Source organism: Cyclobacterium sp. 10D3-21, assembly GCF_055809755.1.
On sequence record NZ_CM147924.1, the window covers coordinates 786827 to 810958 of the forward strand.

Sequence of the window (24132 nt, forward strand, 5' to 3'; positions counted from 1 at the left end):
TAATTATTTCTTCTAAACGATTTTACACATTCAAGGTTTCCCTCCTTTTTCTGAAAAGGTAAAGAAAACTAATCCCGCCCAGAATCAAAACAATCATGATCTGAGAGGTGTGAACCAATATTGCAAATATCTTGCCCTGCTCCTCTGATACGCCATAGTAAAGCAGAATAAAAGCGACCATGGCGTGAAAGGTGCCTATGCCTCCCTGAACCGGAGCGATCATCCCTATGCTGCCCATAACCAAGACCATCAATACTGAAGTGGCTGATAATGAGTGTGTAGAAGGGATGGATAATGCCATCCAATACATCATCAAAAAATAAATAATCCAAATTGAAAATGTAGCAACCCAAAAACCTACTTTGTTTTCCATATGGATCAGGGTTTCTAATCCACTGACAAATTGTCGTGCAAACTGACGAAGTTTACCTATCCAGGCAGTCTTCTTAAATTTCAGATAAGTCAATAGTCCCATTAGGAAAAGCACAAAAAACAATAACAACGCCCAATAGAAGTATTCTGCCACGAAGCCTTTGATGGTGTCCAAGGAAATTAGATTTTCAATAATTTCGATGAAAATCCCTCCTTCAAGTACAAAGGCCAAGGCAACAATAAACAGCATGAAAAGCATGTCTATGGTTCTTTCCAAAACGACAGTTCCGAAAATTTTACCAAATTTAATCGGGTAGGTTTTAATCACAGCACCACACCTGGCCACTTCTCCTGCTCTAGGGAAAATAAGATTCACTAGATTGCCAAACATTAAAGCCCAAAAAATCGGGACTGTTTTCACAGTCATGGATTCATTTGTAGCAATTAAGTTCTTCCATCTCCATGCCCTAAGCCAGAAACCAACCAGGCCGATACACATGGCAGCAGAAAACCAAAAAATGTCAGTGCCCTTAAGTGCTTCTAAAATTACTTCGCTTTCAATATCCTTGTAGAGATAATAAAAGATCAGAAGCGCCGCCAATAAAGGGACAATAGCTTGAAGGCTGTTTATTAACTTATTGCTCAAATCAATTTGTTTTGCTCATCTGGGAAAACAATAGTGGGTTTGTATTTTTTTGCTTCGTCAAAATCCATTGTTGCATAGGAAATGATGATGACCACATCTCCAACTTGGGCTTTACGAGCGGCTGGTCCATTTAGACAGATTTGACCAGAGTCGCGCTCTCCTTTAATAACATAAGTTTCAAGTCGTTCCCCATTGTTAATGTTAACTATCTGAACTTTTTCATTTTCAATAATATTAGCTGCTTCCATTAATGCCTCATCTATGGTGATGCTGCCGACATAATGAAGTTCTGCCTGGGTAATTTTTACCCGGTGAATTTTTGATTTTAATAACTGAATTTGCATGTCATTAGTTAAATGTGAGCAGTACGAATGATAATGTTATCAATTAATCGTACCTGTTCAATGTGTGCCGCTATACAAATGGCGTACGGTTTTCCCGGTATTGGGTTTTGGATGGGCGTAAAATTAGTTACCTCTACTAGTTCCAGATACTCTGGGCTTATGGCAAGAGGCGAGAGAAGTTCTTTAATGGCATTGTTTTTTATGTTCAACCAATCTCCCCCACTTAAAAGTTCATCCTTGCATTTAGTTAAAGCCTTGTAGAGTATGGGTGCAATTTTTCTACCTTCGGTACTGAGCCTCTGGTTTCTAGAAGAAAGGGCTAAGCCATCAAACTCCCTAATGGTAGGAACAACCTCCACCTGAATGTCAAAAGAAAGATCGCTGACCATCTTTTGAATAATGGTTACTTGTTGAAGGTCTTTTTGTCCGAAAAATGAAATGTCGGGTTTGAGAATATGAAACAGCTTAGAAACGACTATGGCTACGCCATTAAAGTGTCCAGGCCTGAACCTGCCTTCTAATACCTGCTCCATGGTTCCGAAATCAAACTTCATCAATACTGGTTCAGGATAAATTTCCCTTTCTGAAGGGACGAAAACGATGTCCACCCCCTCTTCTCTCAAGATGGCTAAGTCAGCATTTAAGTTCCTGGGGTATTTTTGGAGGTCCTCGGAGTTGTTAAATTGGATGGGGTTTACGAAAATGGACACAATAGTGAGGTCCGTTTTCTTCTTGGACTGTCGGATCAATTCTAAATGACCCTGATGCAATGCCCCCATAGTAGGGACAAGACCAAAGGACTTGTCTGGGCTTTTTAAAGCCCTTAAGTGCTGTATTACAGAAGGTATCGTTTCGTGAATTTCCAAGGCCTGTTTTGAAATGGAATAGGAAAATAGGTGCAAAAGTATATTATTCTGAATAAAAACAATGGAATTTGCTGATTTTTTTGTAAATTTGTAGTCCCGTTATATCCCTAAATTAAACACACACGATATGTCTAAACTTCGTATCCTTTACGTAGCAAGCGAAATTAACCCATTTCTTCAAACTTCTGAAGTTGCTAATTTTGTAAGAGCCCTGCCCCAAGCAATGCAGGAAAAAGGAATGGAAATCCGAATTTTGGTACCTAGATTCGGATTGATTAATGAAAGAAAGAACAGGTTGCATGAGGTTGTAAGGCTTTCAGGTATCAATATATCAGTAGGTGAAGAGGAAAAACCATTGATAATTAAAGTTGCGTCTATTCCCAATGCCAAATTACAGGTTTATTTTATAGACAATGAAGACTATTTTCAAAGAAAGAGCGTTTTCTTTGACAAGCAAAATAAATTTTATGAAGACAATGACGAAAGAGCCATTTTCTTCTGCAAAGGAGTGCTGGAAACCGTTAAGAAATTAGGTTGGGCACCAGATGTAGTTCATTGTAATGATTGGATGACCAGCCTTATACCGCTGTATCTGAAAACTACTTACAAGAATGAACCTCTTTTCAAAGAAACAAAATCGGTATATGCTATTTATAATAACGGATTTAGTCATAAATTTGGGGACGACTTATTCGATAAAATTAAAATGGTAGATATCGATGACGCGCTTCTTGCCCCATTGAAGTCCAAAGACTATGAAGGCTTCGTGAAATTGGGAATGGAATATGCTGACGTTGTTGTAAAGGGTGAGGACATTTCCGAAGGCCTTGCTGCCATGATACAAGAATCATCTAAAGAAAAACAGTTTGAAATCAATAGTGATGAACAAGACGAGCTTTTTGAAAGCTATTACAATATCTACACAGACCTTGCAGGTTAAATTCCTCGGGGCACTGTGCTCAATTGTTATTTTCGCCGGAGCTTGTTCCGACCCATCCGAAATTGGATTGGTATTGGATCCCGGATCCAATCAGATAGGGGTATTCTATGAAGAAATACCCCTTTCTTCTTTTTTAGTACTGGAAGACTCTTTCAATACTACAAATCAGAGCCGATTGGTGGTTGGAGGCGATCATAGTGACATATTCGGTACCACCGAATCAATAGGCTATAGTCGGCTTTCCTTTAATCCCGGAGGTGTTTTACCCGAGGACAATGCCATATTTGACTCCGCTATTTTCAGCTTCAATATTGTGGACTTAATAGCGGATGATTTTGAAGAAGAAAAGGAATTCAAGGTTCATAGGTTGTTAGAGGCCATTGAGGATACCACTTATTACAGTTTTAGTGCCCTGGATTACGAGGATAACATTACCCTGGCGGAAGGTTCCTTCTTGTTGCAAGCAGATACTGTCAATCAAGTGAGTATGGACCTAAGTCCTGATTTTGCTGCTGAGCTTTTTGGTAAACTTACTTCTCAAGACCCTGCCTTCGATGATATTTTCGCTTTTAGAGAGTATTTTCCGGGTATAGTTATCAAAGGTGACCCAGCTCAAAACACATCCGTATCTTTGGCTATTGGAGGTGGTACAGGTATTACCATGTATTACCATTACGACGAGGACACGGTATCAACAGCTTACCCAATCAATACCATTCAATCGAGGCATTTTAACCAAGTAATCAGTGATCGGCAGGGAACTGTCACAGAACAGGTAGTTGAGACAAATGTTGCCTATGATGTGGCAGGTGATAAAGTTGGTGTCAAAGCTGGTTTGGGAATGATGGTGAAACTTGACATGAGTCCTTTGCATGAATTCCTGGATACCTTGGAGAATGTCACCTTCAACCAGATTATACTTGAGGTAGGTCCTGTGGATGAATATCCAGAAGGTAAAAACCCTTATGGTGCGCTAGTCATGTATTTTGCAGATGGCGGTGAATTCTATCGAAGAGACTTTGATGGTTCGAAAGTGGCTGTTCAAGGAGAAAACAATACCCAAACAGGTTTTGACCAGGATGGGAATATTGTTCCTGTGACAGGCAATCAAACAGGTTTAGCTTTTAATACTGAAACAAGAGTGTATTCCAACCAGATTACTTCCTATGTCAATGCTTTGTATCGGGCAGGTTTAGTGAAAACAGACTTGCTCTTATACCCGAATACACCAAGCACGGAAAGTGGTGTTGTGACGTATGATGCCTTTAAGCGTTCCCTAAAAGAGTTCGTTGTAGATAAGGATCAAATTAAAATGAAAATTTATTACTCCAAAATAAGATAAGGACAATTGACATCATTGATTTGGGTTTCCAATAAATAGGAAGCTTGGCTTTTTGCCAGTCTCAAATGAAGTGGTTGATCCAAAGTTTAAAGCGTGAGGAATTTCAATAAAATTTAAAGAGACGGTAGCAAGTAATTGTTACCGTCTCTTTTTTGTGTTTTCTGTCAGTGCTCATCAATCAATGATGATTGATTTTATCCTTAGGAGAGGATTGAAGTTGATACCTGTAATAGCAGTTCTATTTCAATAACTGCTCATTTTAAATCAGGCTTTCTGAAACAAAAGAGAAGTCCATTGATTGCGTATCTTTTTCCCCATGGGAAGCAATCCATTTTCCTCTGCTTTTTGGCTAATATCGGCTATGTCAGTGTCGTAAAATCCACTTAGAAGTAGTTTCCCACCTTGAGATAGTTTATCTGCGTAAACCTCCATCTCATCCAACAGTACGTTTTTATTAATATTGGCGAGAATAAGATCATAGGCTTCATCCGTTTTTACAGACCGAATGTCTCCTATCTGCATGGAAAGATCATGAAATCCATTGATCTCAAAATTTTCGTTCCCGTTTTCTACACTCCATTCATCTATATCAAAGGCAGTGACTTTAGCTGCTCCCAGCTTCATGGCCATTATTGCCAATATTCCTGTACCTGAGCCAGCATCCATTACAGTTTTATCTTTATGGCTAATTTCATTTTGCCATTCGAGCATAAGGTAGGTGGTGGAATGATGTCCTGTTCCAAAAGACATTTTTGGATTAATCACAATCTCATGCCGGTGATCCTTTCCTCTGGAGGGGTGGAAGGTAGCCCTCACATATACCATGTCACCTACGGATATAGGGTCGTAGTTTTTCTCCCAGGCTTCGTTCCAATTGATTTTAGCCAGGACACCCTCTTCGATTTTAATCTCAGCATCGATTTGGTATTGGGTAATTACCCCTTGCCATAATTCTTCTACTAGATCTTCCTGAAGGATGTAGGCGTCTAAGCCAACGGGAGTTTCCAAAAAGGAATCAAAGCCAATATTTGCCAATTCGGCCATCAGAATCTCCCTGTACTCTTCCTTACAGCTGATTTTAAATTCTAGGTATTCCATTGACTAAATGTGTTGATTTGAAAAATATAAAAGTGCCCCGGTAAAATATTACCAGGGCAATTGTCCTCAGATTTAAGGAGTGGGATTAGAAAGATTTTGCGATATCTACAAAGTCTCTGGATTTTAATGAGGCACCGCCTATTAATCCACCATCAACATCTGCCTTAGAGAAAATTTCCTTAGCATTGTCAGGTTTACAGCTGCCACCATATAGGATTGAGATTCCTTCAGCTACCGCCTTACCATATTTCGAAGAAAGGTGTTGGCGAATGGCAGAATGCATTTCTTGTGCTTGATCAGCAGAAGCAGTTTTACCAGTTCCTATTGCCCATATTGGTTCGTAAGCAAGTACTAATTTTTTTATTTCTGCTTCGCTAAATCCAAACAGGCTTTCTGTAAGCTGTTTCTTTACATAGTCTTCATGCGTGCCTGCTTCTCTGATTTCCAATGGCTCTCCACAGCAGAAAATCGGAGTTAAATCATTTGAAAGCGCTTGTTTGGTTTTTTCTGTCAGTAATTCGTTGCTTTCATTGAACAAAGCCCTTCTTTCACTATGACCAATGATTACAAATTCAGCACCAAATGAGGCCAACATAGCAGCAGAAGTCTCTCCTGTATAAGCACCAGCTTCTTTGTCTGAGCAATTTTGAGCACCTAGCGCAATGGTGTCAACTCCTGCGATAAGTTTTTTAACCCCATGCAGATGAACAAAAGGAGGATTCAAGATTACTTTAACGTCCTTGATTGGTTCGTCTTTTATCATGTTTACTATCTCAGAAGTAAGTTTTTGACCTTCTTCTAATAAGCAATTCATTTTCCAGTTACCAGCAACAATTTTTTTTCGCATGATATTTCTATTTAGATTTATATATTTGGTCAGGATTATCCCGTTAATATACCAAAAGCTAAAATTACGTAAAATGTCAGTTCCAGAAAAAGGAAATTCGGAATCAGGTTCAAAAAAGAAAGGTGGCTATTCAAAAGCACTGAAAAAAGTAGCCGCTTATTGCGCCTACCAAGAACGAACTATCTCCGAAGTTGTGTCGAAATTGGATGAAATGGAACTAGAAGAGGGGGAGGCAGAAAAAATTTTAAAAAACCTTCAAGACCAGGATTTCATCAATGAAAAGCGATTTGTGGAAAGTTTTGTTAAGGGTAGGTTTAATCTGAAAAGATGGGGGAGAATCAGAATCCGCCAAGAGTTAAAAATGAGAGAAATCCCTAACCAGTTGATTCAAGAAGGACTGGAGCTATTGGCACCTGAGGAGTACCAGGATACCTTGCTTCACCTTGCAGAAAGAAAATGGAAGTTAACCAATGAAGAGAACTTGTATAAAAGGAAAGCCAAGGTTGTTAGATTTTTAATTTTCAGGGGGTTTGAACCTGATTTTGTTTGGGAAGTAGTGGAGGAGATGGGCGCTAAAGATGTACTTTAGCTATAAATTTGTCCTCAGACTCCTGTGGGATTACCTCCAAAACATTCGCCAATACCAGTTTTACAAGCGTTCTTGAGGCAATGTAAACGGGAATTCGGGCCACAGCCATAAATTCCTTTAAAGTGATATAGGGTTTTGTGGCCAAGGCTTTCATAAGTAGCTCTTCCTTTTTCCCATACTTGAAAATCACATTGTTTAGGCTTTTCTTTCGCCTCATTATTTCCCACATCTCCCGGCTGGCTTGAATGCTTCTGTCAGCTACTCTCACATAGGCTTTTTTCCTTTTTTCATCGAAGGTAAAGTGAGGAGCATTAGCGCTTTTTAAAATCCTATAAATGGCCACACCTTTTTTTTGATTGATGGCTATGATAGCTCTCTCGATAGCCAATGTTGGGTGGATCAATTCTTTAATTGCTTTGTCCATCGCATAAACTTCCTCCTCAATATATCTTTGGCCACTTACGGTGCCATCATCGTCCACCCCTAACAGTAGGTAACCACCATCAGTATTGGCCATCGCTATTATTTCTTTAACGATTTTTTCAGGATGAGCTGCTTTCTTTTTGAATTCCACATGCAGGCCTTCTCCTTTTTGAGCTAGTTTTGTGATGTCCTGAAAGGTCATTTTTTTCTTAATTTATCAAAAACGCCAAGCCTACCCTGATTCCAAGTGCCTGCCGTTGGATATAATAGTCCGTAATACCCTCCAATCGGAGCCTGTAGCTTAGATTATAGGTGTAACCAGCGCCTAGACCAAGATCTGCACCATTCCCCAGAAGTGCCCGCGCACGAATAAATACAGGCTCTAAAGGGTAATACCTTAGGCCTGCAGTTACCTGATTCGGGTGCTTAATATTGTATTCGTATCCCCCTGAAAATGACAATTGATGGCGGTAGAAATAATTGACTTCCGCTCCAAATTGTGCTCTTTCAAGGATTTTGTACAAATCTGTCCTTATTAAGTCCATACCTGCACTCACCAAAAAACTTCCCCCCGCCTGTTGGGCCTGTAATTTGGCAGTATTTATAAGTAAGAAACTTGTTATGAGGACAATGCCTTTTATTATTTTCATCTACTTGCCTACATTTATAATGTCGAGTCTTTTCTTTAATCCCATCCATTCGTCTCTCAACCTTGCTGCCTCCATAAAGTTTAATTCCTTGGCTGCTGCCTCCATTCTTTTTTGGGTTTGGGAAATGAGTTTTTCAAGCTTTTCTCTACTTAGGTATTGAATGACTGGATCCGCTGCCACATCAACCTCTTCTGGGTTGTTTTCCACATAAATCTTAGCGTTTTTCTTGCTGTCAGCAACTTTTGTTTGCCCCATGATCTTGTCATGTGATTTGATAACAGTTGTTGGCGTGATCCCGTGCTCTTCATTATAAGCAATCTGCCTGGCCCTCCTTCGATTGGTCTCATCTATGGATAAGCGCATGCTGTCGGTCGTTTTATCAGCATACATAATCACCTTTCCTTCTGAGTTTCTAGCAGCCCTTCCTATGGTTTGTACCAGACTTTTAACGTTACGTAAAAAACCTTCCTTGTCAGCATCAAAAATAGCAACCAAGGCCACTTCTGGAAGGTCCAAACCCTCTCTCAAAAGATTTACCCCTACTAAAACATCAAATATCCCTAATCTAAGCTCTCTTAATATCTCCACCCTGTCAAGTGGTTTAACTTCTGAGTGAATATACCTTGATTTTACACCCACTTTAGCCAGGTACTTATCTAGCTCTTCAGCCATCCTTTTGGTAAGTGTGGTCACTAAAACCCTGAAACCATTTTTTATGGTCTTGTCAATTTCATCCAGTAAATCATCTATCTGATTGGCACTTGGTCTTACCTCAATAACGGGGTCTAAAAGCCCTGTTGGTCGGATAATCTGTTCGATTACCACGCCCTCAGACTTATTGAGTTCATAATCCCCGGGGGTTGCGCTCACGTAGATTACCTGGCTTGTAAGGGCTTCGAATTCATCAAATTTTAACGGGCGGTTGTCAAGCGCTGAAGGAAGCCTGAATCCGTAATCAACCAGGTTGGTTTTTCGGGACCTGTCTCCTCCCCACATGGCCTTTACCTGAGGTAAGGTGGCATGGCTTTCATCAATGACCATTAAGAAGTCGTCAGGAAAATAATCCAAAAGGCAGAAAGGCCGGGTGCCAGGAAGCCTTCGGTCAAAATACCTGGAATAGTTTTCTACCCCTGAGCAGTAGCCAAGTTCTCGAATCATCTCCAGGTCAAACTCTGTTCTTTCCTTTAACCTTTTGGCTTCCATTAATTTCATGTCCCGCTCAAATGCTCCCACCTGAGCGACAAGGTCATCTTGAATTTCATGGATGGCCGTATCAATAACATCTCTACCTGTCACAAATAAATTGGCAGGGAAAATAGTAATGATTTTTTCATCTGATATTTTTTTACCGCTAGTAGGGTCTACCCTTTGAATGGCTTCTATTTCATCCCCCCAGAAAAATACTCTGTAAGCAAAATCACCATAAGCGACAAAGATATCGACAGTGTCACCTTTTACCCGAAAAGTGCCTCGAGTGAAGTCTCCCGAAGTACGGCTGTAAAGAATCTCTACAAGTTTGAATAAAAACTGATTTCTAGGTATTCGATCTCCTTCCTGAAGTTTTATGACGTTTTTTCCAAACTCCTCTGGATTGCCTATACCATAAATACAGGAAACAGAAGCGACGACAATAACATCTCTTCTTCCGGAAAGTAAGGCTGAAGTAGCAGAAAGTCTTAGCTTTTCAATTTCCTCATTAATGGCAAGGTCTTTTTCTATATAGGTTCCACTGGTTGGAATAAAGGCCTCTGGCTGATAATAGTCATAATAACTGATGAAAAACTCAACTGAATTATCAGGGAAAAACTGCTTGAATTCTCCATACAACTGGGCAGCAAGGGTTTTATTGTGGCTCAGTACCAAAGTTGGTTTCTGAACCTGCTGAATGACATTGGCAATCGTAAAGGTCTTTCCTGAGCCTGTCACCCCCAATAACACTTGGGAGGGTTCGTTGGCATTTACACCTTCAACCAGTTTTTGAATTGCCTTAGGTTGGTCTCCAGTGGGAACATAATCTGAAATAATATTGAAGCTCATTTATTCTTAAATTATATACCTACAACGTCAGATGGGGGCTGAATAGTTTTAGTAATCAGGTTCTATTGTTTAAAATCCTAAACCGATCCAGGTTGTAGTACAGGAAATTTGTCCTGAGAATAACAATTAGTAGCAATGGCAGGATGCTTGGGTGAAAGGATTGAAAGCCCAGTATCCATACAACCAATGCTACATCAGCCAATATCATGGCGGCCAATAACCAGGCTTTCAAATTGGCTTTATCAGGTTTAAGGAACAATAAATAGGCGATATACAAATGACCTGGAAACGCCCAAAATAAGTTCCAGTTGTTTTTTGTTTGAGAGTGGGCGGTAAAAAACCAAAGGAAAATAATCAATATTCCAAGTAAGCCCAAAGCAGTGAAGAGGGTGATATCAAAACCCTTAAACAATCGCTTTTTCTTGAAACCTATAAATGTCAGGACACCTACTAAAATGGCCAGGGTCCAAAAGATTACGTAAGGATTAATCAGATTAATGCCTTCTCCCCTTGCTTCTGGGAATTCATAAATCATGTTGTTTTGACTAACAAGAGGTCGCTCAGGCCCATCTCCAATGATAGTAGCACTTTCAAAAGCAGCCTCAAGGTAATCCGGTAAAAATGCTTTTTCTGCTTCAGTAGCCTCTCTGTCAATTACGGAGCCCAAGGCCAGGTCTATGCCCAGATCAGACCAAGGAAGAGAATAAACGTATTCATCGATCAAATTTCGGAATGTTTTATTTTCCGTTTCAGTCGGATAGTTCCATTTCAATGACTGTCCTAAAACAGCTTCCATCATGTCTGTGATCCTTGTAGTACAATTGTCAAAAAAGAAATCATACCTGTACTTTCTGTTCTCGGGTAGGTAGTTGGTCTGTAGAAATGCTACAATCTTTTGGCTTTGTTCTGGTGATAGGTTAAGTTCCTGCTCCCTGACATTTCGCTTGAAATAGTCGTATTCACGTAAAAAATTCTCCGTAGTAGTCAAAGACAGTTGGTAATCCAAAGTCCTTCGCATGAATTTTATGTAAAAAAAAGGCGTGTTAAAATCAAAAGTTCCGTAATTAAAGACCAGGTCCTGCCCGCTTTCCAGTTCTATGATGCGTATGGCACTGTGTCCAAACGTGGAGTAAAGCTCATCTCCGGGGTCGCAGGTAAGCAAACTGATTTTGTACTGGGCTGCAGTAGCTGGGAGCGAAAGTCCAATTCCCAGAAACAAAAGAGAGCCTAATACGAGTGTTTTTAAATAACCGCCTTTATGAATGTCTAATAGCATAAGTCTTAAAGCAAAAAGAAATGAATTATCAGATAATCAGACAAATTTAAAGTAATAATCGGGTTATACAGTCATCCCTATTTTAAATAAATAGAATGGTAATTACTTAGCTAACTTTGTTGTGACGTAGTAATTGTATTTTATATAAAGATATATGAACTTTAAATTTTGAAAAGACCAGTTAAAAAGCTATTTTTATTGATTATTCAGTTTTATAATGGATATTTTTGATAGGATAGCGAATTTTAATTGTTTTAAATGGTTATTATCAACCGGGCTATTCATTGCGCTATTTTTACTATCATGTTTCCCTTCAATCGCAGCCATTCCACTTGACAACACTTGTTACAGAACGAGTTTGCCCATTGATGGCATAGGAGACTGGGATGATCCGGCTACCTGGGAGCAATACAATGGAACTACCTGGGTGCCGGCCATAGACTATCCAAACAGGACCAGCAGGGCTTTTATTGGTTGGAGAAATGAGGTGCGACTGACCAAAAATGAGGAAGTCAGCTCTTTATATCTTTTTGCGGAAACTATTGGGGGTGTTGACCCAGGACCGAAACTCAATTTGCAAGACAATGAATTGTGGGTGTATGGGCAACTTCACAGCATTTCTGAAGATACCGGAGATTTTATTTATTTCGATGCCACTTCCGGCATCACCGATTGGATTTATCCTGAAACCGGAAACATAGTTTTTAAAGGGACAAGTCGAACCCTGGTCGATCGAAATTCCTGGAGTGCCAATAATTTAAATAGTCGCTTCGGAGTGATTTTTGATGCCGATCCCGACGAAACTTTAGTGGTCAATTCAGCCATGAAAGCCAATAGCTTTCTAATCCGGAGTGGAACAGTCAGGCAAACCCTAAATGAGGAGCTGTCTCCTACCTATACCTCTACATTTTCGTTTAATATTCAAGATAAATTTGGTCTGGATGATTATGGGGAATTCAGGATATTGTCCGGAGCGACATTAATTTCTGATGGAACCAAAACTTTTAACCAGATTATTAGGAGAACAGATTCCCGCCCCGCAAGTTCATTTGTCCTTGAGGAAGGAGCCAATCTGGTGCTTTTGGGAGAAGAACCGATTATAGATGCTGTAAATGTGCAGTTGGATGGAAATGTGACTTATGCGGGGGAAGGAGTTGACCAGGAATTTCTGGAAAGTAGCTTCGCTAACTCAGCTACTGAGTTTATTTACAATCACCTGTCTTTTTCCGGAGTTGCAGAGAAAATCCTACCGGCGGAATTAAGAGTGAGTGGTGACATGCAATTTGTGGATGGTGGAACTGTGAATGGGACAGCAACACGGTTTATACCAGTTGGAGAAAAGGATCAGTTGATCGATATCCCCTCTTTTTCTGTGGATGAATTTGAAATGGACAAGGCAATAGGGATGCTTTCCTTACAGAAAGACCTTAGTATTCTTAGTTCTTTTGATCAAATTGCAGGAGCCATTGATTTTTCAGGCAATTCTTTGTCATTGGATTTTGGATCAACTGGAGTATACAGTTATTCGGGTGGAGATTGGCTTAATGTGGATGGAGTCATTTATCAAAATCTACCGGGAACCCTGGATCAAAGCAATGCTTTGTTTCCCTTTTATGACAGCTATTTGGAATTTCAGCGACATTTACTTTTAGAAGGCACCCTTCCCGGATCCGGAAATAGCCTGTCGATTCATCATGTGGAAATTCCTGATGTTACCTATGAACCAGGTTTTAGTGATACAGATGGAAGCGAGATTGTTTATCAGTTGAATAGCTATTTTGAAATTTCAGGCACTGCTGGGGCTACATCAGTACTTAATGTTTGGGTGTTGTCCGATGATTTGGGGATACAAGATGTTAACCATTTGCGCTTGACGGGAAATGGCGAGGCGGCTGAAGGGATCCATATTCCTGCAAGTGAAATATCAGGTAAACTTTGGGCCGGTAGAGAAGTGGTCTTAAATGAATTGGCGAACAATGCTTTTGCTATTGCGAGCATTAGCGAATTAAGCGTGTTGCCTTTGGAATGGCTTGACTTTGAAGCCTTATTCCAAGGGAATGAAGTCCTGCTATCTTGGGTGAATGATACGGAATATCTAACGCAATACACTGTTTTGAGAACTGAAGGCCAAGCCTTGGAATTTGCCCCTATTGGGATTTTCTCAAGTGAAGACTTTGGGTCTAAAGTGGCCTTTCGAGACCAGTTTTTCCCTTCAAATCAGGCTTACTGGTACTATCAGGTTAAGGCAGAAGATGTTGAGGGTGAATTGAGCTTTAGTCCGGTGGTAAGGGTTAACAATCCCTTATTTAGCAATCCTGAGCCACGTATTTATCCTAATCCTTATCAGGAAGGGGATATTCGTGTGGATTTATTTGGCTTACATTCCAACCAGCAGATCTTCTATAGTGTCTGGAATTCAGAAGGGAGGCTATTTTTAGATGGGTATATTGAAGGAATATCGGGCAAAATGCTTTTAGAAGAAGATTTGAAAGCCTTGCCTATCGGAAGCTATTTTGTACAACTTATTTCTCAAAATGAGCGGTATTGGATAAGGTGGCTAAAAGTCAATTAATTAGACGATATTGCGGGTGTATTGTGAAGAATGAAGATGGTGCAATTGCGAAATTAATTATATTTTAGTGGTGTGGTTTTAATATTTGAACATTGTGGAGTTGTATTTCAAGCTGTAATGTCATAATTACTGGGATACGATTAAGTCAATAAGCTTATATTTATTCCCGAGAAAAATAGTTAGAAGAGCAGAATTATAATTATGATATTATTCTGGAAGAACAAAGGGTTGTTAGTAGTGGTTTATTTGATGGTGTCCATGTTCCTAACCGCTTCGGTACTTGGCGTATTGAAAAGAAATATTGGAGGTGTTTTTATGTCGATCGACTTAAATCTATCTATAGGCATTGGCTTCATATTGTCCGCTATTTGGACGTTTTTAACAAGGAATGATTTTTACCTGAATAGTTCTGGTGAAAAAGTTAAAATGAATACCAGAAATGAGTTTTTTTTTATTTCAATGCAAATATGGTCTTACCTGTTTTTAATTGCAGGCTTTGCCTTCCTTTTTTATGGATTCTTCTATTGACTTAACTTTGGTCTATTACGATGACAGAAGAAACGGCTAATTTAATATTGGGGATTTTATTTATCCTTTTAGGGGGCATTGATTTTAGTTTTCAAATTGCTAAGCCCATTAGCGCAAGATGGGAATGAATTTGGAAAATCAGCACATTACCAGATGATTGTGTTAGGGGTTTTTTTGTGATTTTTGGTTTTTTATACAATAAGAATTGGGTTGGTTAATTATTATTGGGAAATTATGGCAGCACAATTCTCAAGATGACCAATTTGTTTTATCATGAATGGTCAATAACCCTGCGAAATGGATGGTGAGAGAAATCACAAAAAGAGGAAATTATTATGCCGGAAAAAGAGATGTTCCACGATCCTAGTGCGATAACAAAGCATTTTAAGAAAGGGGAAATCATTCAAAGTAGGGGAATGGTTAGTCATAACGTCTTTTATGTAAAAAAAGGGTTGGTGAGAAGTTACCTTATTGATAGCAATGGCAAGGAACACCTATTTGTCTTTGCTTCAGAAGGTTGGTTTATTGCTGATATTGAGTCAATAGAATTCCATCAGCCTGCTCAACTTTCAATAGATTGCATAGAGGATTCAGAAGTGTTGGTCATAAATAGGGAGAATCAATACCTGGATTTTGGCAATGAGGATGCTGTTAAAGAAAAACTTACCCAGCTTTACCGAAGAATGGGCATGTTGCAAAGAAGGATAATCATGCAGATGAGTACCCCTGCTGCAGACCGGTATAACTACTTTTTGCAAACCTACCCTGACCTACCCAACAGGGTGCCCCAATACATGATAGCCTCTTACTTGGAAATAACCCCACAGGCCTTAAGTACGATAAGAAAGTCACTATCGCTCAAGAAGAAAGGGTGATTTCTTCATCTACATGAATGTCTGGCAAATATCAGTTGTGCATATTTACTTCAAAAACAAGTAAAAATGGAAAAGGAATATACCAATGGTGAAATCACCATCAAATGGCAACCCAAGAAATGCCAGCATGCAGGAGTTTGCGTAAAAATGCTTCCCAAAGTATATAACCCACTGAACAAACCATGGATTGCGATTGAAAACGCTTCTACTGAAGACTTAACTAATCAGGTGAAAAACTGTCCTTCAGGAGCATTAAGCTATTTTGTAAACCCATAACAGCATATGAACAAGCCGAATATTGCAGACAACAAACCCATTAAAGTAAGCCTAAAAAAGGGAGAAGAACAGTACTGGTGTGCCTGTGGATTAAGTAGCAATCAGCCGTATTGTGATGGATCACATCGGAGGACTTCTTTTACTCCTCTTCAGTTTTCTCCAGAAGAAACCGGGGAGGCCTATTTGTGCCAATGCAAGCACACTAAAAACCCACCTTATTGTGATGGTACTCATGCCCAATTGGAGGTGGGGAATGAGCAAAAGGAAATTGCTTCAGTGAATAGTGGGTCCACAAAGGAAGAGCCCACACTTGCCTATATCAAGGCCTTAGCCAAAGATGGTTTATCCAAAACAGGTCACCATGGAGAAATGGGTGCAATGGGAGTTCCTGGCCCAGAATTGCCCATGTGGAAAGACATACAGATTTTAGCTGCACAGTTGGCTACCAAACCACTAATGGAAGATGTGGAGGTGCAGTCCGAACTGATTATAGGGCCGAATGCCAAAAAACCATTGCGATTAGAAATTCCATTGTTCGTTTCTGACATGAGTTTTGGAGCGCTTTCTGAGGAAGCTAAAATCTCACTGGCAAAAGGAGCAGAACTGGCTGGGACAGGTATTTGCTCTGGTGAAGGGGGGATGCTAAATGAGGAGCAAGCCTCCAATTCCAGGTATTTTTACGAATACGCCTCTGCTAAATTCGGATTTGATTGGGAGAAATTAAAACGGGTACAGGCCTTTCATTTTAAAGGGGGACAGGGTGCCAAAACAGGAACCGGTGGGCACCTTTCTGGAAACAAAGTTACCGGTAAAATTGCGCTAGTACGGAATTTAAAAGAAGGGACGCCTGCAGTATCTCCTCCAACATTTGCTGACTTGAATACCCCTGAAGATTTTAAAATTTTCGCCGATAAAGTAAGAAAGATTACTGGGGGGATACCCATTGGCTTTAAGTTGTCGGCAAATCACATTGAAGAAGACATTCAGTTTGCCTTGGATGCCAGTGCCGATTATATAATATTGGACGGCAGAGGTGGTGGAACTGGTGCTGCACCCTTGATTTTTAGAAATAACATTTCCGTGCCTACGATTCCAGCATTGGCAAGAGCACGACATTATTTGGACAAGGTAAATAGAAAGGATGTTACTTTAATAATTACAGGTGGCATACGCATTCCAGATGATTTTATCAAGGCAATGGCTTTAGGAGCAGACGGTGTTGCATTGTCCAATTCTGCCTTACAGTCAATAGGTTGTGTAGCCGCTCGAATGTGCAACACAAACAACTGTCCAGCCGGAATAGCTACCCAAAAACCCGAATTGAGAAAATTGATTAACGTAGATAAATCTGCCAACCAATTGTACAATTTTTTCACTGCCTCAACTTTACTAATGAAGGTAATGGCAAGGGCTTGCGGACACCATCATTTAAATCAATTTAATTCTAATGACATCACCAGCTGGAAAAAGGACATGGCTGAATTGACAGGGATTAGATTCGCTGGGCTTTAGGAGGAAATGGAGGTAGGTGGAAAATGCATCTCCCATTAAAAATTATAATTTAACATAAATTAAAAGGTGCTCTAATGTTCATTAGAGCACCTTTTTTGGGTGAATTCTTCTAGTGAGATTAATATTGGTCTTTAAGCATATTAAACCATTCGACAAATCAATGGTCAAAACAATGTATTTAAAACCTATTGATCATGAAAAATTTTGGTAAAATATCCTGTATTTTGGTTTTCCTTTTCTTCATTTCTAGTAGCGAAAAAGTTGATGCCCAAAGCTCAAGAAACGCAAGGAATTCAAATAAAACTATTGTCATTAAGAAAGAGAGCAAGCGGGTGCCAAGCAAAAAAGTGATTTATAAAAAACCGAATAGGAAAGTTGTAACCGTTCGGTCTTTGCCAAATCGAACAATAGTTAAGCACAAAGAGGTTAATTATTACTATGCCAACAATAGATTTTACACTTATTCTGGTGGTAGATATATCGTCATCGCTCCTCAAAAAGGCTTTCGAATAAAGACTTTGCCCATTGGTTACATTAGAATAAACCATCCCAACAGAAATTATTTTTGGTTTAACGGTATTTTTTATGTCAATATGGAAAATGCTTATGAAGTAGTCGAACCCGAAATTGGGACGGTGATATATGAGCTTCCACAAGATTATGAAAGGGTTGAAATTGATGGCAATTCCTATTACGAATTCTCAAATGTGCTTTATGAGAAAATCCAGATAAATGGAGAAAGGGCTTATGAGGTAATAGGGTTTATTGAGCAATAAGTAGAATGTTTTACTGCGAGTGAATTGAATATTGATGATGATCGGTTAGATTTGGTTTAGAAGAGCATTATTTGGTATGAATATCCCAGATTTCTTTTATCTTAATACGAATTTTGGGACTAGTTTTCCCCACTTGGTTCGTTAATAAGCTTAATTGCTGCCTATTAAACCTATTATTTAGACATGAAAATCATATATATCCTACTGGTAAACGTTTTGTTCTTTTCCTGCACTGGAAAAAAAGAAACTTCTGAATTAGGGCCAAACATAGTGCTCATTATGGCTGATGACCTGGGCTATGGGGATATTTCTTGCTATGGCAGTACTACAATCAATACCCCTAATTTAGATTTACTGGCTGCCAATGGAGTTAGGTTTACTGATTTTCATTCGAATGGGGCTGTATGCAGCCCTACTCGAGCAGCTTTGATGACCGGGCGATACCAACAGCGTACCGGAGTGGAGGGTGTTGTTACTGCCAAAAGCCATCGAGAAGTAGGTCTAAGCCTAAACGAAATCACAATAGCAGAGGAATTAAAACAATACGGTTACAGTACTGGGATGTTTGGCAAGTGGCATTTGGGCTATGACAAAGCCTTTAATCCTACCTTGCAGGGATTTGATGAATTCACAGGTTTTGTGAGTGGAAATGTAGATTACCATGGACACATAGATCAGGAAGGATATCTTGATTGGTGGCAAGGTGCTGAGATTGAAAATGAAAAAGGTTATTCTACCGACTTGATCACAGAGTATGGGGTGAAATTCATTCTGCGCAATGATCCTAAGAAAACTGACAAACCTTTCTTTCTTTATTTGCCTCACGAAGCGCCACATTCTCCCTATCAAAGACGTATTGATAAGATTTTACGAGAAGTTGGCACTGCTGGAACGCAGGAGGTATTAGAGGATAGTATTTCGTCCATTTATAAAGAAATGGTCGAAGTGATGGATGAGGGTGTTGGTAAGATAATGCAGACCCTTAAAGAAACCGGCCAGTATGAGAACACCATTTTAATTTTTATTTCAGACAATGGGGCAAACCATTTTGGGGACAATGGAGGCTTAAGGGGATTTAAGGCAAGCCCTTTTGAAGGTGGAAGTCGTGTCCCAGCGATTTTCAGCTATCCCAATCAAATTAAAAATGGCAAGGTAAACCATCAAACTGTGCTTTCTATGGATTTGCTTCCTACCATATTGGATTTTATAGGGCAGAGGCCTGCTGCCAATATAGATGGGGTGAGCCTAAAAGAAAATTTATTGCATCATACCAATCTGCCAGAAAGAGATGTTTTCTTTGCTTATGGAAACAAAAGTTTCATCAGAAGTGGGGATTGGAAGTTAATCTCAATTGATGGGGAAAATGGAAAGGGTATTGAACTTTATAACTTAATGGACGATTTACAAGAGAAGAAAAACCTTGGTATAGAAAAGCCTGATTTGGCAGAGGAACTTTTGGGGAAACTTGAATCTTGGGCCAAAGAAGTTAGAGAAGGTGTGAAAATGGTGGCTAGGTAAAATACCCTATCGCATACAATTCCCTTCAGGTGAAATGAATAAAAACACAATTGAGAAATTCTAAAATAATTCTTCCAGTAATTGTTATTTCGCAGTTCTGTTGTACCTCACTCTGGTTTGCTGGGAATGGTGTGATCAATGATCTTTTGCTAGATTTTAATCTTGAAATCAGTGCTTTAGGACATTTAACCTCAGCGGTACAATTTGGATTTATAATCGGGACCTTGGTTTTCGCTGTATTTACAATTGCTGATCGGTTTTCACCTTCAAAAGTATTTTTAATCAGTGCTTTGCTTGCTTCTCTATTTAATTTGGGAGTGATATGGGAAGGAAATAGCTTATTTAGTTTACTGACCCTTCGTTTTTTCACTGGCTTTTTCCTTGCTGGGATTTACCCAGTAGGGATGAAAATAGCTGCTGATTATTATGATAAAGGACTTGGTAAATCACTTGGTTTTTTAGTAGGTGCATTGGTAATTGGAACGGCATTTCCTCATTTGCTCAAGGAAATCACCGGAGCTTATCCATGGAAATTTGTTATGGTGGCAACTTCCTCTCTTGGAGTAATGGGCGGTTTATTGATGGTAATTTTGGTGCCTGATGGTCCCTACCGCAAAGCCAGTCAAAGAGCAGAACTAGCCGCTTTCTTTAGCGTTTTTCAAAACCGTGAATTCCGTTCGGTAGCTATCGGTTATTTTGGACACATGTGGGAGTTGTATGCCTTTTGGGCCTTTGTGCCCTTCATTTTGAAAAAATACAGTACTGAACATCCTGAAGTACTTTTCAATATCCCAATATTATCCTTTCTTATCATCGGATTAGGAGGGTTGGCCTGCGTATTCAGCGGTTATCTTGCAGAAACGGCTGGAGCCAAAAGGATTGTGATCATCTCCTTGGTTTTGTCGTGTGCCTGTTGTCTTGTCTCTCCATTAATATTCAATAGTGAATTTGAAACCCTGTTCATAGGTTTTCTTGTTTTTTGGGGAATGGTAGTCATTTCAGACTCCCCACTTTTGTCGACGCTTGTGGCTCAAAATGCATCAGCAAAAATTAAAGGTACTGCTCTTACAATTGTCAATTGCCTGGGGTTTTCAATTTCGATAATAAGCATTCAACTGATTACAGGTATGATGGCATTGACGGATTCAAACGCTATTTATACCCTCTTGGCAATAGGTCCTATTTTGGGTTTGCTTGCCTTGAGCAATAAAAGCCAATAAATGTTTCTCTTTTCATCAAAAATCAGCTTTTTACCAGCTGTGTCATCAGTTCTGCTTTAGGGAATGCACCTATGAGTTGCTATCTGTCTGGTAACTAGTGGGAATGATAGATTTCCTTGTTTTTACAAAGCCATTTCTTGCTCCAAAAAATTCATCTGCAAATCATTTTGTAAAATCATTGAAAAATAATAAACAAATATTGTATTTGGTATATAGATAAAACTATTTCAAAACAATATATTGTTATTTTTTAAAAAGATGCTAATAAATTCGTTAAAATCCGTAATTTTACCTCTTGGAATCAAAGTCATTCACTATTTTTTGAATGTCTTTTTTAGCTATGGAGGGGAGAAAATTTTTTATAGAAAGTATTGTAAAACGAATAAGTGCTAACCGCTTTGGTTATCTCTTATTGGCTTGCCATATATTTCTATTTCTAACCCAAAACTTGAGTGCGCAGGTGAGAATAGATGCCGGCCAGAATTACATTCCCATCTCAGAGGTAAGGTTGAGCGTAGATGGAGTTGGATACGTCCAAACCACAACTGGATCTAGCAGGTACAATATTTCACCAGATGATGAAAAAGTAATCATTGAAACAGTACTGCTTCAAAATGGTACGGAGATTTTTGCAACAACCAGAACACCCACAGTTACGAACCTGCATCCGGATATTGGCACAAATAATATTGGAAATAACGCTATAGGAGTGGCCAATTATGATGCAAGTTATACAAACCACAAGAGTGGATCATTTGTGACTGCATTGGAGGAAGTGGTGTCTACTCCAGACTTAAGGTCCTATTGGGATATGGAAAGTGGTGCGTTATCTTCTGGAGACGTATTTATGGATGTGATGTATCCACAGGAAGTGCCCAAATCGGGCTATTTAGTAGTTTCGGAAAGAAGCGGAAATTCTTCTTTTAATTTTCAGGCCCTTGACATTGATGGGAATACAATTGATGGTGCTGAAACTTTGGAACTAAGAGGGTACGAATGGAATACCCAAATCGTCAATCAGGGAAATTTCTCCACCCAGCCCCAACACCTGGTAGTCATTTCTCCAATATTGTTTGGCACTGAGCTTCCTATATATGGTTTCAGAGTAATAAATATAAATGGGGCAGATGGGAAAATCGTATTTTTCAGAAATTCCATAAGTGTAGAGGCTGACGTGACTGAACCAGCATTTGCTGGGGATACCGCCATAGTTAATGTATTGACGAATGATGAATTAATGGAGCAACAGGCTACCGTTTCCAATGTAACTGTAAGTACCTTGGTTCCTGCTACCAGTGATTATATTGTTCTGGGATCGGATGGTTACATAGACGTAGACCCGGATGCACCTCCAGGAAGTTATACCATCACCTACAATATTTGTGAAATTGGAAATTCCTCAAACTGTGCCAGTGGTTCAGTTACTGTGGAAGTGATGTTCCTTTTGCCAGTAACATGGTTGGATTATGATGGCATAGAAACCAGCGCTGGAAATTTGATAACCTGGCAAACAGCTGCGGAGAAAAATAACAATAAATACAGGGTATGGAGGTCATTCAACCCCACTCAAACCTTTGAACAAATAGGTGAAATAGTTTCCCAAGGAAATGGGCCTAACCCTACCAAATATTCATTTTTGGATACCCTTATTTACCACCAGGACCTGGTGTATTATAGAATTGATCAGGTGGACTACGATGGCAAAGTAGCCAGCACTTCTGTAATTAGGCTAAAGCGAAGCATCTCATCAGGTAGGGTTTTTAATGTTTTTCCAAATCCCCATCTATCAGGGAATATAACTTTTCATCTTCATCCTTCTTTGCAGAAGAAAAGCGGAATCATTGGTATCAAAAATAATTCAGGCAATACCCTTTTCGTTGAAGAAGGTGTAATTCAAAACATTGCGGAAATTATCCCTCTAAGACTTGAAAACTTACCGCCAGGCATGTATTTTATTTTTGTACATGTATCGGGTACCCCAAAAGTTATCAAGTGGGTAAAAGATTGAATAAAATATAGAAGTTTCTCATAGCGAAATAGGCATTTCGCAGAATATGCTGTAATTTTTGGTTTCGTTTAAAAACCACTATGACTTTTATAATTGTCGCTGCAAGTATTGTACTCTTGGTTGCATTGATTGTTTGGATCAAAGTTGAACCATTTATTGCCTTTTTGATTACATCTATTCTAGCGGGACTGTTGCTAGGGATACCGCTTCCTGAAATATCAGGTTCTATTCAAACTGGAATAGGAAACCTTATGGGAGCCCTGGTAATAGTGATCGTCCTGGGAGCCATGCTTGGAAAAATTGTCGCAGACAGTGGGGCTGCCCAACGTATCGCCCAATTTCTGATGAATGGTTTTGGTGAAAAACGTATCAATTGGGCAATTGCGCTTACTGCTTTTATCGTAGGCATTCCTTTGTTTTTCAATGTAGGATTTGTACTGCTAGTGCCTTTGGTATTTGCAGTGGCTTACCAGTATAAAATCCCTGTAATGATTCTAGGGATACCCATGCTTGCCGCTTTGTCCATTACTCATGGCCTTCTTCCTCCGCATCCAGCTCCGGTAGCGTTAGTCGCTCAGTTTGGCGCCAATATGGGGACCACGCTTATTTATGGATTTATTATTGGAATTCCGGTAATTGTTTTAGGCGGACCTCTGTTAGGTAAACTGCCTTATTTGCGCCAAATGAAAATCACTCCCTTGGAAGTTTTTAGTGTGAAACCAAAAGCTGAAAGTGAACTTCCTGGTCTTGTAAATAGTCTCTTTACGGCTTTACTCCCCGTTTTTCTATTGATTGCTCTGTCCTTAATAGGTATGGGTATGAATGCAGAAAGCCCAGGGTATGGCCTAATAATGTTTTTTGGTGACCCTAATATTGTAATGTTAATTTCTCTTATTTGGGCGACCTTTAGCCTTGGAATAATGAAAGGCATAGGGATTGCCGATATTATGAATAGGTATGCATCGGCAGTGAAAGAAATAGCGCTGATCTTATTAATCATAGCAGGAGCAGGAGCATACAAAGAGGTATTGGTAGACAGTGGTGTCAGTGGACAGATTGGAGCGTCTCTACAACAATTGGCTATTAACCCACTTCTATTGGGTTGGTTAATCGCCGCAGTGATTCGGGTATCTGTCGGCTCGGCCACAGTTGCGGCACTTACTGCTGCAGGAATAATCGCTCCCTTGGTTGCTTCCGGCGTAGGAGATCCAAACTTAATGGTCTTGGCTATTGGGAGTGGAAGCTTGATTTTTTCTCATGTAAATGATGGAGGATTCTGGCTGGTAAAAGAATATTTCAACTTAAGTATAAAGCAAACCTTTCTCTCATGGACCTTACTTGAAACAGTATTGTCAGTGTTGGGACTAATAGGTGTTTTAATTCTGGATTTATTTATATAACCTAAACTAAAAAATAA

General features: G+C 39.5%; 22 protein-coding genes. 13 read left to right on the forward strand and 9 right to left on the reverse strand.

The window, feature by feature from the left end:
* Positions 1-22 precede the first annotated feature (22 nt).
* From AC0L7T_RS03380 to panC, 3 genes are read right to left on the reverse strand one after another with little or no spacing between them, the layout of a single operon-like run.
* Positions 23-1018 (reverse strand): lysylphosphatidylglycerol synthase transmembrane domain-containing protein, encoded by a 996-nt coding sequence (locus AC0L7T_RS03380; protein WP_473341058.1) that lies wholly within the window; start codon positions 1016-1018, stop codon positions 23-25.
* On the reverse strand, positions 1015-1362 hold the full coding sequence (gene panD, locus AC0L7T_RS03385; protein WP_473341059.1) for an aspartate 1-decarboxylase: 348 nt from the start codon (positions 1360-1362) through the stop codon (positions 1015-1017). Before panD ends, AC0L7T_RS03380 begins: the two co-directional genes overlap by 4 nt.
* Positions 1363-1370: 8 nt before the next feature.
* Positions 1371-2228 carry a pantoate--beta-alanine ligase gene (gene panC, locus AC0L7T_RS03390; RefSeq protein WP_473341060.1) on the reverse strand — a complete coding sequence of 286 codons (858 nt, stop codon included), beginning with the start codon at positions 2226-2228 and terminating at the stop codon, positions 1371-1373.
* A 127-nt stretch (positions 2229-2355) separates the two neighbouring features.
* Here panC and AC0L7T_RS03395 point away from each other — a divergent pair, with 127 nt between their 5' ends.
* Positions 2356-3168, forward strand: coding sequence for a glycogen/starch synthase (locus AC0L7T_RS03395; protein ID WP_473341061.1), 813 nt, complete (start codon positions 2356-2358; stop codon positions 3166-3168).
* The gene (locus tag AC0L7T_RS03400) at positions 3110-4510 is read left to right on the forward strand and encodes a DUF4270 family protein (protein WP_473341062.1); all 1401 of its coding nucleotides are present in this window, start codon (positions 3110-3112) and stop codon (positions 4508-4510) included. Before AC0L7T_RS03395 ends, AC0L7T_RS03400 begins: the two co-directional genes overlap by 59 nt.
* Positions 4511-4774: 264 nt before the next feature.
* On the opposite strand, the gene prmA is transcribed toward AC0L7T_RS03400, so the two are convergent.
* Together prmA and tpiA are read right to left on the reverse strand one after the other, a co-directional pair.
* On the reverse strand, positions 4775-5608 hold the full coding sequence (prmA, locus tag AC0L7T_RS03405; RefSeq protein ID WP_473341063.1) for a 50S ribosomal protein L11 methyltransferase: 834 nt from the start codon (positions 5606-5608) through the stop codon (positions 4775-4777).
* A gap of 85 nt (positions 5609-5693) precedes the next feature.
* Positions 5694-6455, reverse strand: coding sequence for a triose-phosphate isomerase (gene tpiA / locus AC0L7T_RS03410; protein ID WP_473341064.1), 762 nt, complete (start codon positions 6453-6455; stop codon positions 5694-5696).
* A gap of 73 nt (positions 6456-6528) precedes the next feature.
* Between tpiA and AC0L7T_RS03415 the strand changes: the two genes are divergently transcribed.
* Complete coding sequence (locus tag AC0L7T_RS03415) at positions 6529-7044, forward strand: regulatory protein RecX (RefSeq protein WP_473341065.1); 516 nt, start codon at positions 6529-6531, stop codon at positions 7042-7044.
* On the opposite strand, the gene AC0L7T_RS03420 is transcribed toward AC0L7T_RS03415, so the two are convergent.
* The 4 genes from AC0L7T_RS03420 to AC0L7T_RS03435 are packed head-to-tail and all read right to left on the reverse strand — an operon-like array spanning position 7028 to position 11430.
* A complete protein-coding gene (locus tag AC0L7T_RS03420) occupies positions 7028-7669 on the reverse strand; it encodes an AlbA family DNA-binding domain-containing protein (protein WP_473341066.1) in 642 nt (213 codons plus the stop codon). The genes AC0L7T_RS03415 and AC0L7T_RS03420 overlap by 17 nt on opposite strands.
* Before the next feature lie 7 nt (positions 7670-7676).
* Positions 7677-8117, reverse strand: coding sequence for a hypothetical protein (locus AC0L7T_RS03425; protein ID WP_473341067.1), 441 nt, complete (start codon positions 8115-8117; stop codon positions 7677-7679).
* The gene (uvrB, locus tag AC0L7T_RS03430) at positions 8118-10154 is read right to left on the reverse strand and encodes an excinuclease ABC subunit UvrB (RefSeq protein ID WP_473341068.1); all 2037 of its coding nucleotides are present in this window, start codon (positions 10152-10154) and stop codon (positions 8118-8120) included.
* 55 nt (positions 10155-10209) lie between these two features.
* On the reverse strand, positions 10210-11430 hold the full coding sequence (locus AC0L7T_RS03435; protein WP_473341069.1) for an Lnb N-terminal periplasmic domain-containing protein: 1221 nt from the start codon (positions 11428-11430) through the stop codon (positions 10210-10212).
* Positions 11431-11647: 217 nt separating this feature from the next.
* On the opposite strand from AC0L7T_RS03435, the gene AC0L7T_RS03440 reads away from it, so the two are divergent.
* From AC0L7T_RS03440 to AC0L7T_RS03485, 10 genes are all read left to right on the forward strand, one after another.
* Entirely contained in the window at positions 11648-14002 is a 2355-nt protein-coding gene (locus AC0L7T_RS03440; RefSeq protein WP_473341070.1) for a T9SS type A sorting domain-containing protein, read from the forward strand.
* A 201-nt stretch (positions 14003-14203) separates the two neighbouring features.
* The gene (locus AC0L7T_RS03445) at positions 14204-14530 is read left to right on the forward strand and encodes a hypothetical protein (protein WP_473341071.1); all 327 of its coding nucleotides are present in this window, start codon (positions 14204-14206) and stop codon (positions 14528-14530) included.
* A 335-nt stretch (positions 14531-14865) separates the two neighbouring features.
* Positions 14866-15405 carry a Crp/Fnr family transcriptional regulator gene (locus tag AC0L7T_RS03450; protein WP_473341072.1) on the forward strand — a complete coding sequence of 180 codons (540 nt, stop codon included), beginning with the start codon at positions 14866-14868 and terminating at the stop codon, positions 15403-15405.
* Positions 15406-15471: 66 nt separating this feature from the next.
* Positions 15472-15681 carry a (4Fe-4S)-binding protein gene (locus AC0L7T_RS03455; RefSeq protein WP_473341073.1) on the forward strand — a complete coding sequence of 70 codons (210 nt, stop codon included), beginning with the start codon at positions 15472-15474 and terminating at the stop codon, positions 15679-15681.
* A 6-nt stretch (positions 15682-15687) separates the two neighbouring features.
* Positions 15688-17193, forward strand: a complete 1506-nt coding sequence (locus tag AC0L7T_RS03460; RefSeq protein WP_473341074.1) for a glutamate synthase-related protein — start codon at positions 15688-15690, stop codon at positions 17191-17193.
* A 194-nt stretch (positions 17194-17387) separates the two neighbouring features.
* Entirely contained in the window at positions 17388-17969 is a 582-nt protein-coding gene (locus AC0L7T_RS03465; protein WP_473341075.1) for a DUF6515 family protein, read from the forward strand.
* Positions 17970-18152: 183 nt separating this feature from the next.
* Positions 18153-19487: a sulfatase family protein gene (locus tag AC0L7T_RS03470; RefSeq protein WP_473341076.1), complete on the forward strand. Its 1335-nt coding sequence runs from the start codon at positions 18153-18155 to the stop codon at positions 19485-19487.
* A 50-nt stretch (positions 19488-19537) separates the two neighbouring features.
* On the forward strand, positions 19538-20707 hold the full coding sequence (locus AC0L7T_RS03475) for an MFS transporter (protein WP_473341077.1): 1170 nt from the start codon (positions 19538-19540) through the stop codon (positions 20705-20707).
* Between the two features lie 325 nt (positions 20708-21032).
* On the forward strand, positions 21033-22715 hold the full coding sequence (locus tag AC0L7T_RS03480) for a hypothetical protein (protein ID WP_473341078.1): 1683 nt from the start codon (positions 21033-21035) through the stop codon (positions 22713-22715).
* Positions 22716-22795: 80 nt separating this feature from the next.
* On the forward strand, positions 22796-24115 hold the full coding sequence (locus tag AC0L7T_RS03485; protein WP_473341079.1) for a gluconate:H+ symporter: 1320 nt from the start codon (positions 22796-22798) through the stop codon (positions 24113-24115).
* Positions 24116-24132: the final 17 nt, after the last annotated feature.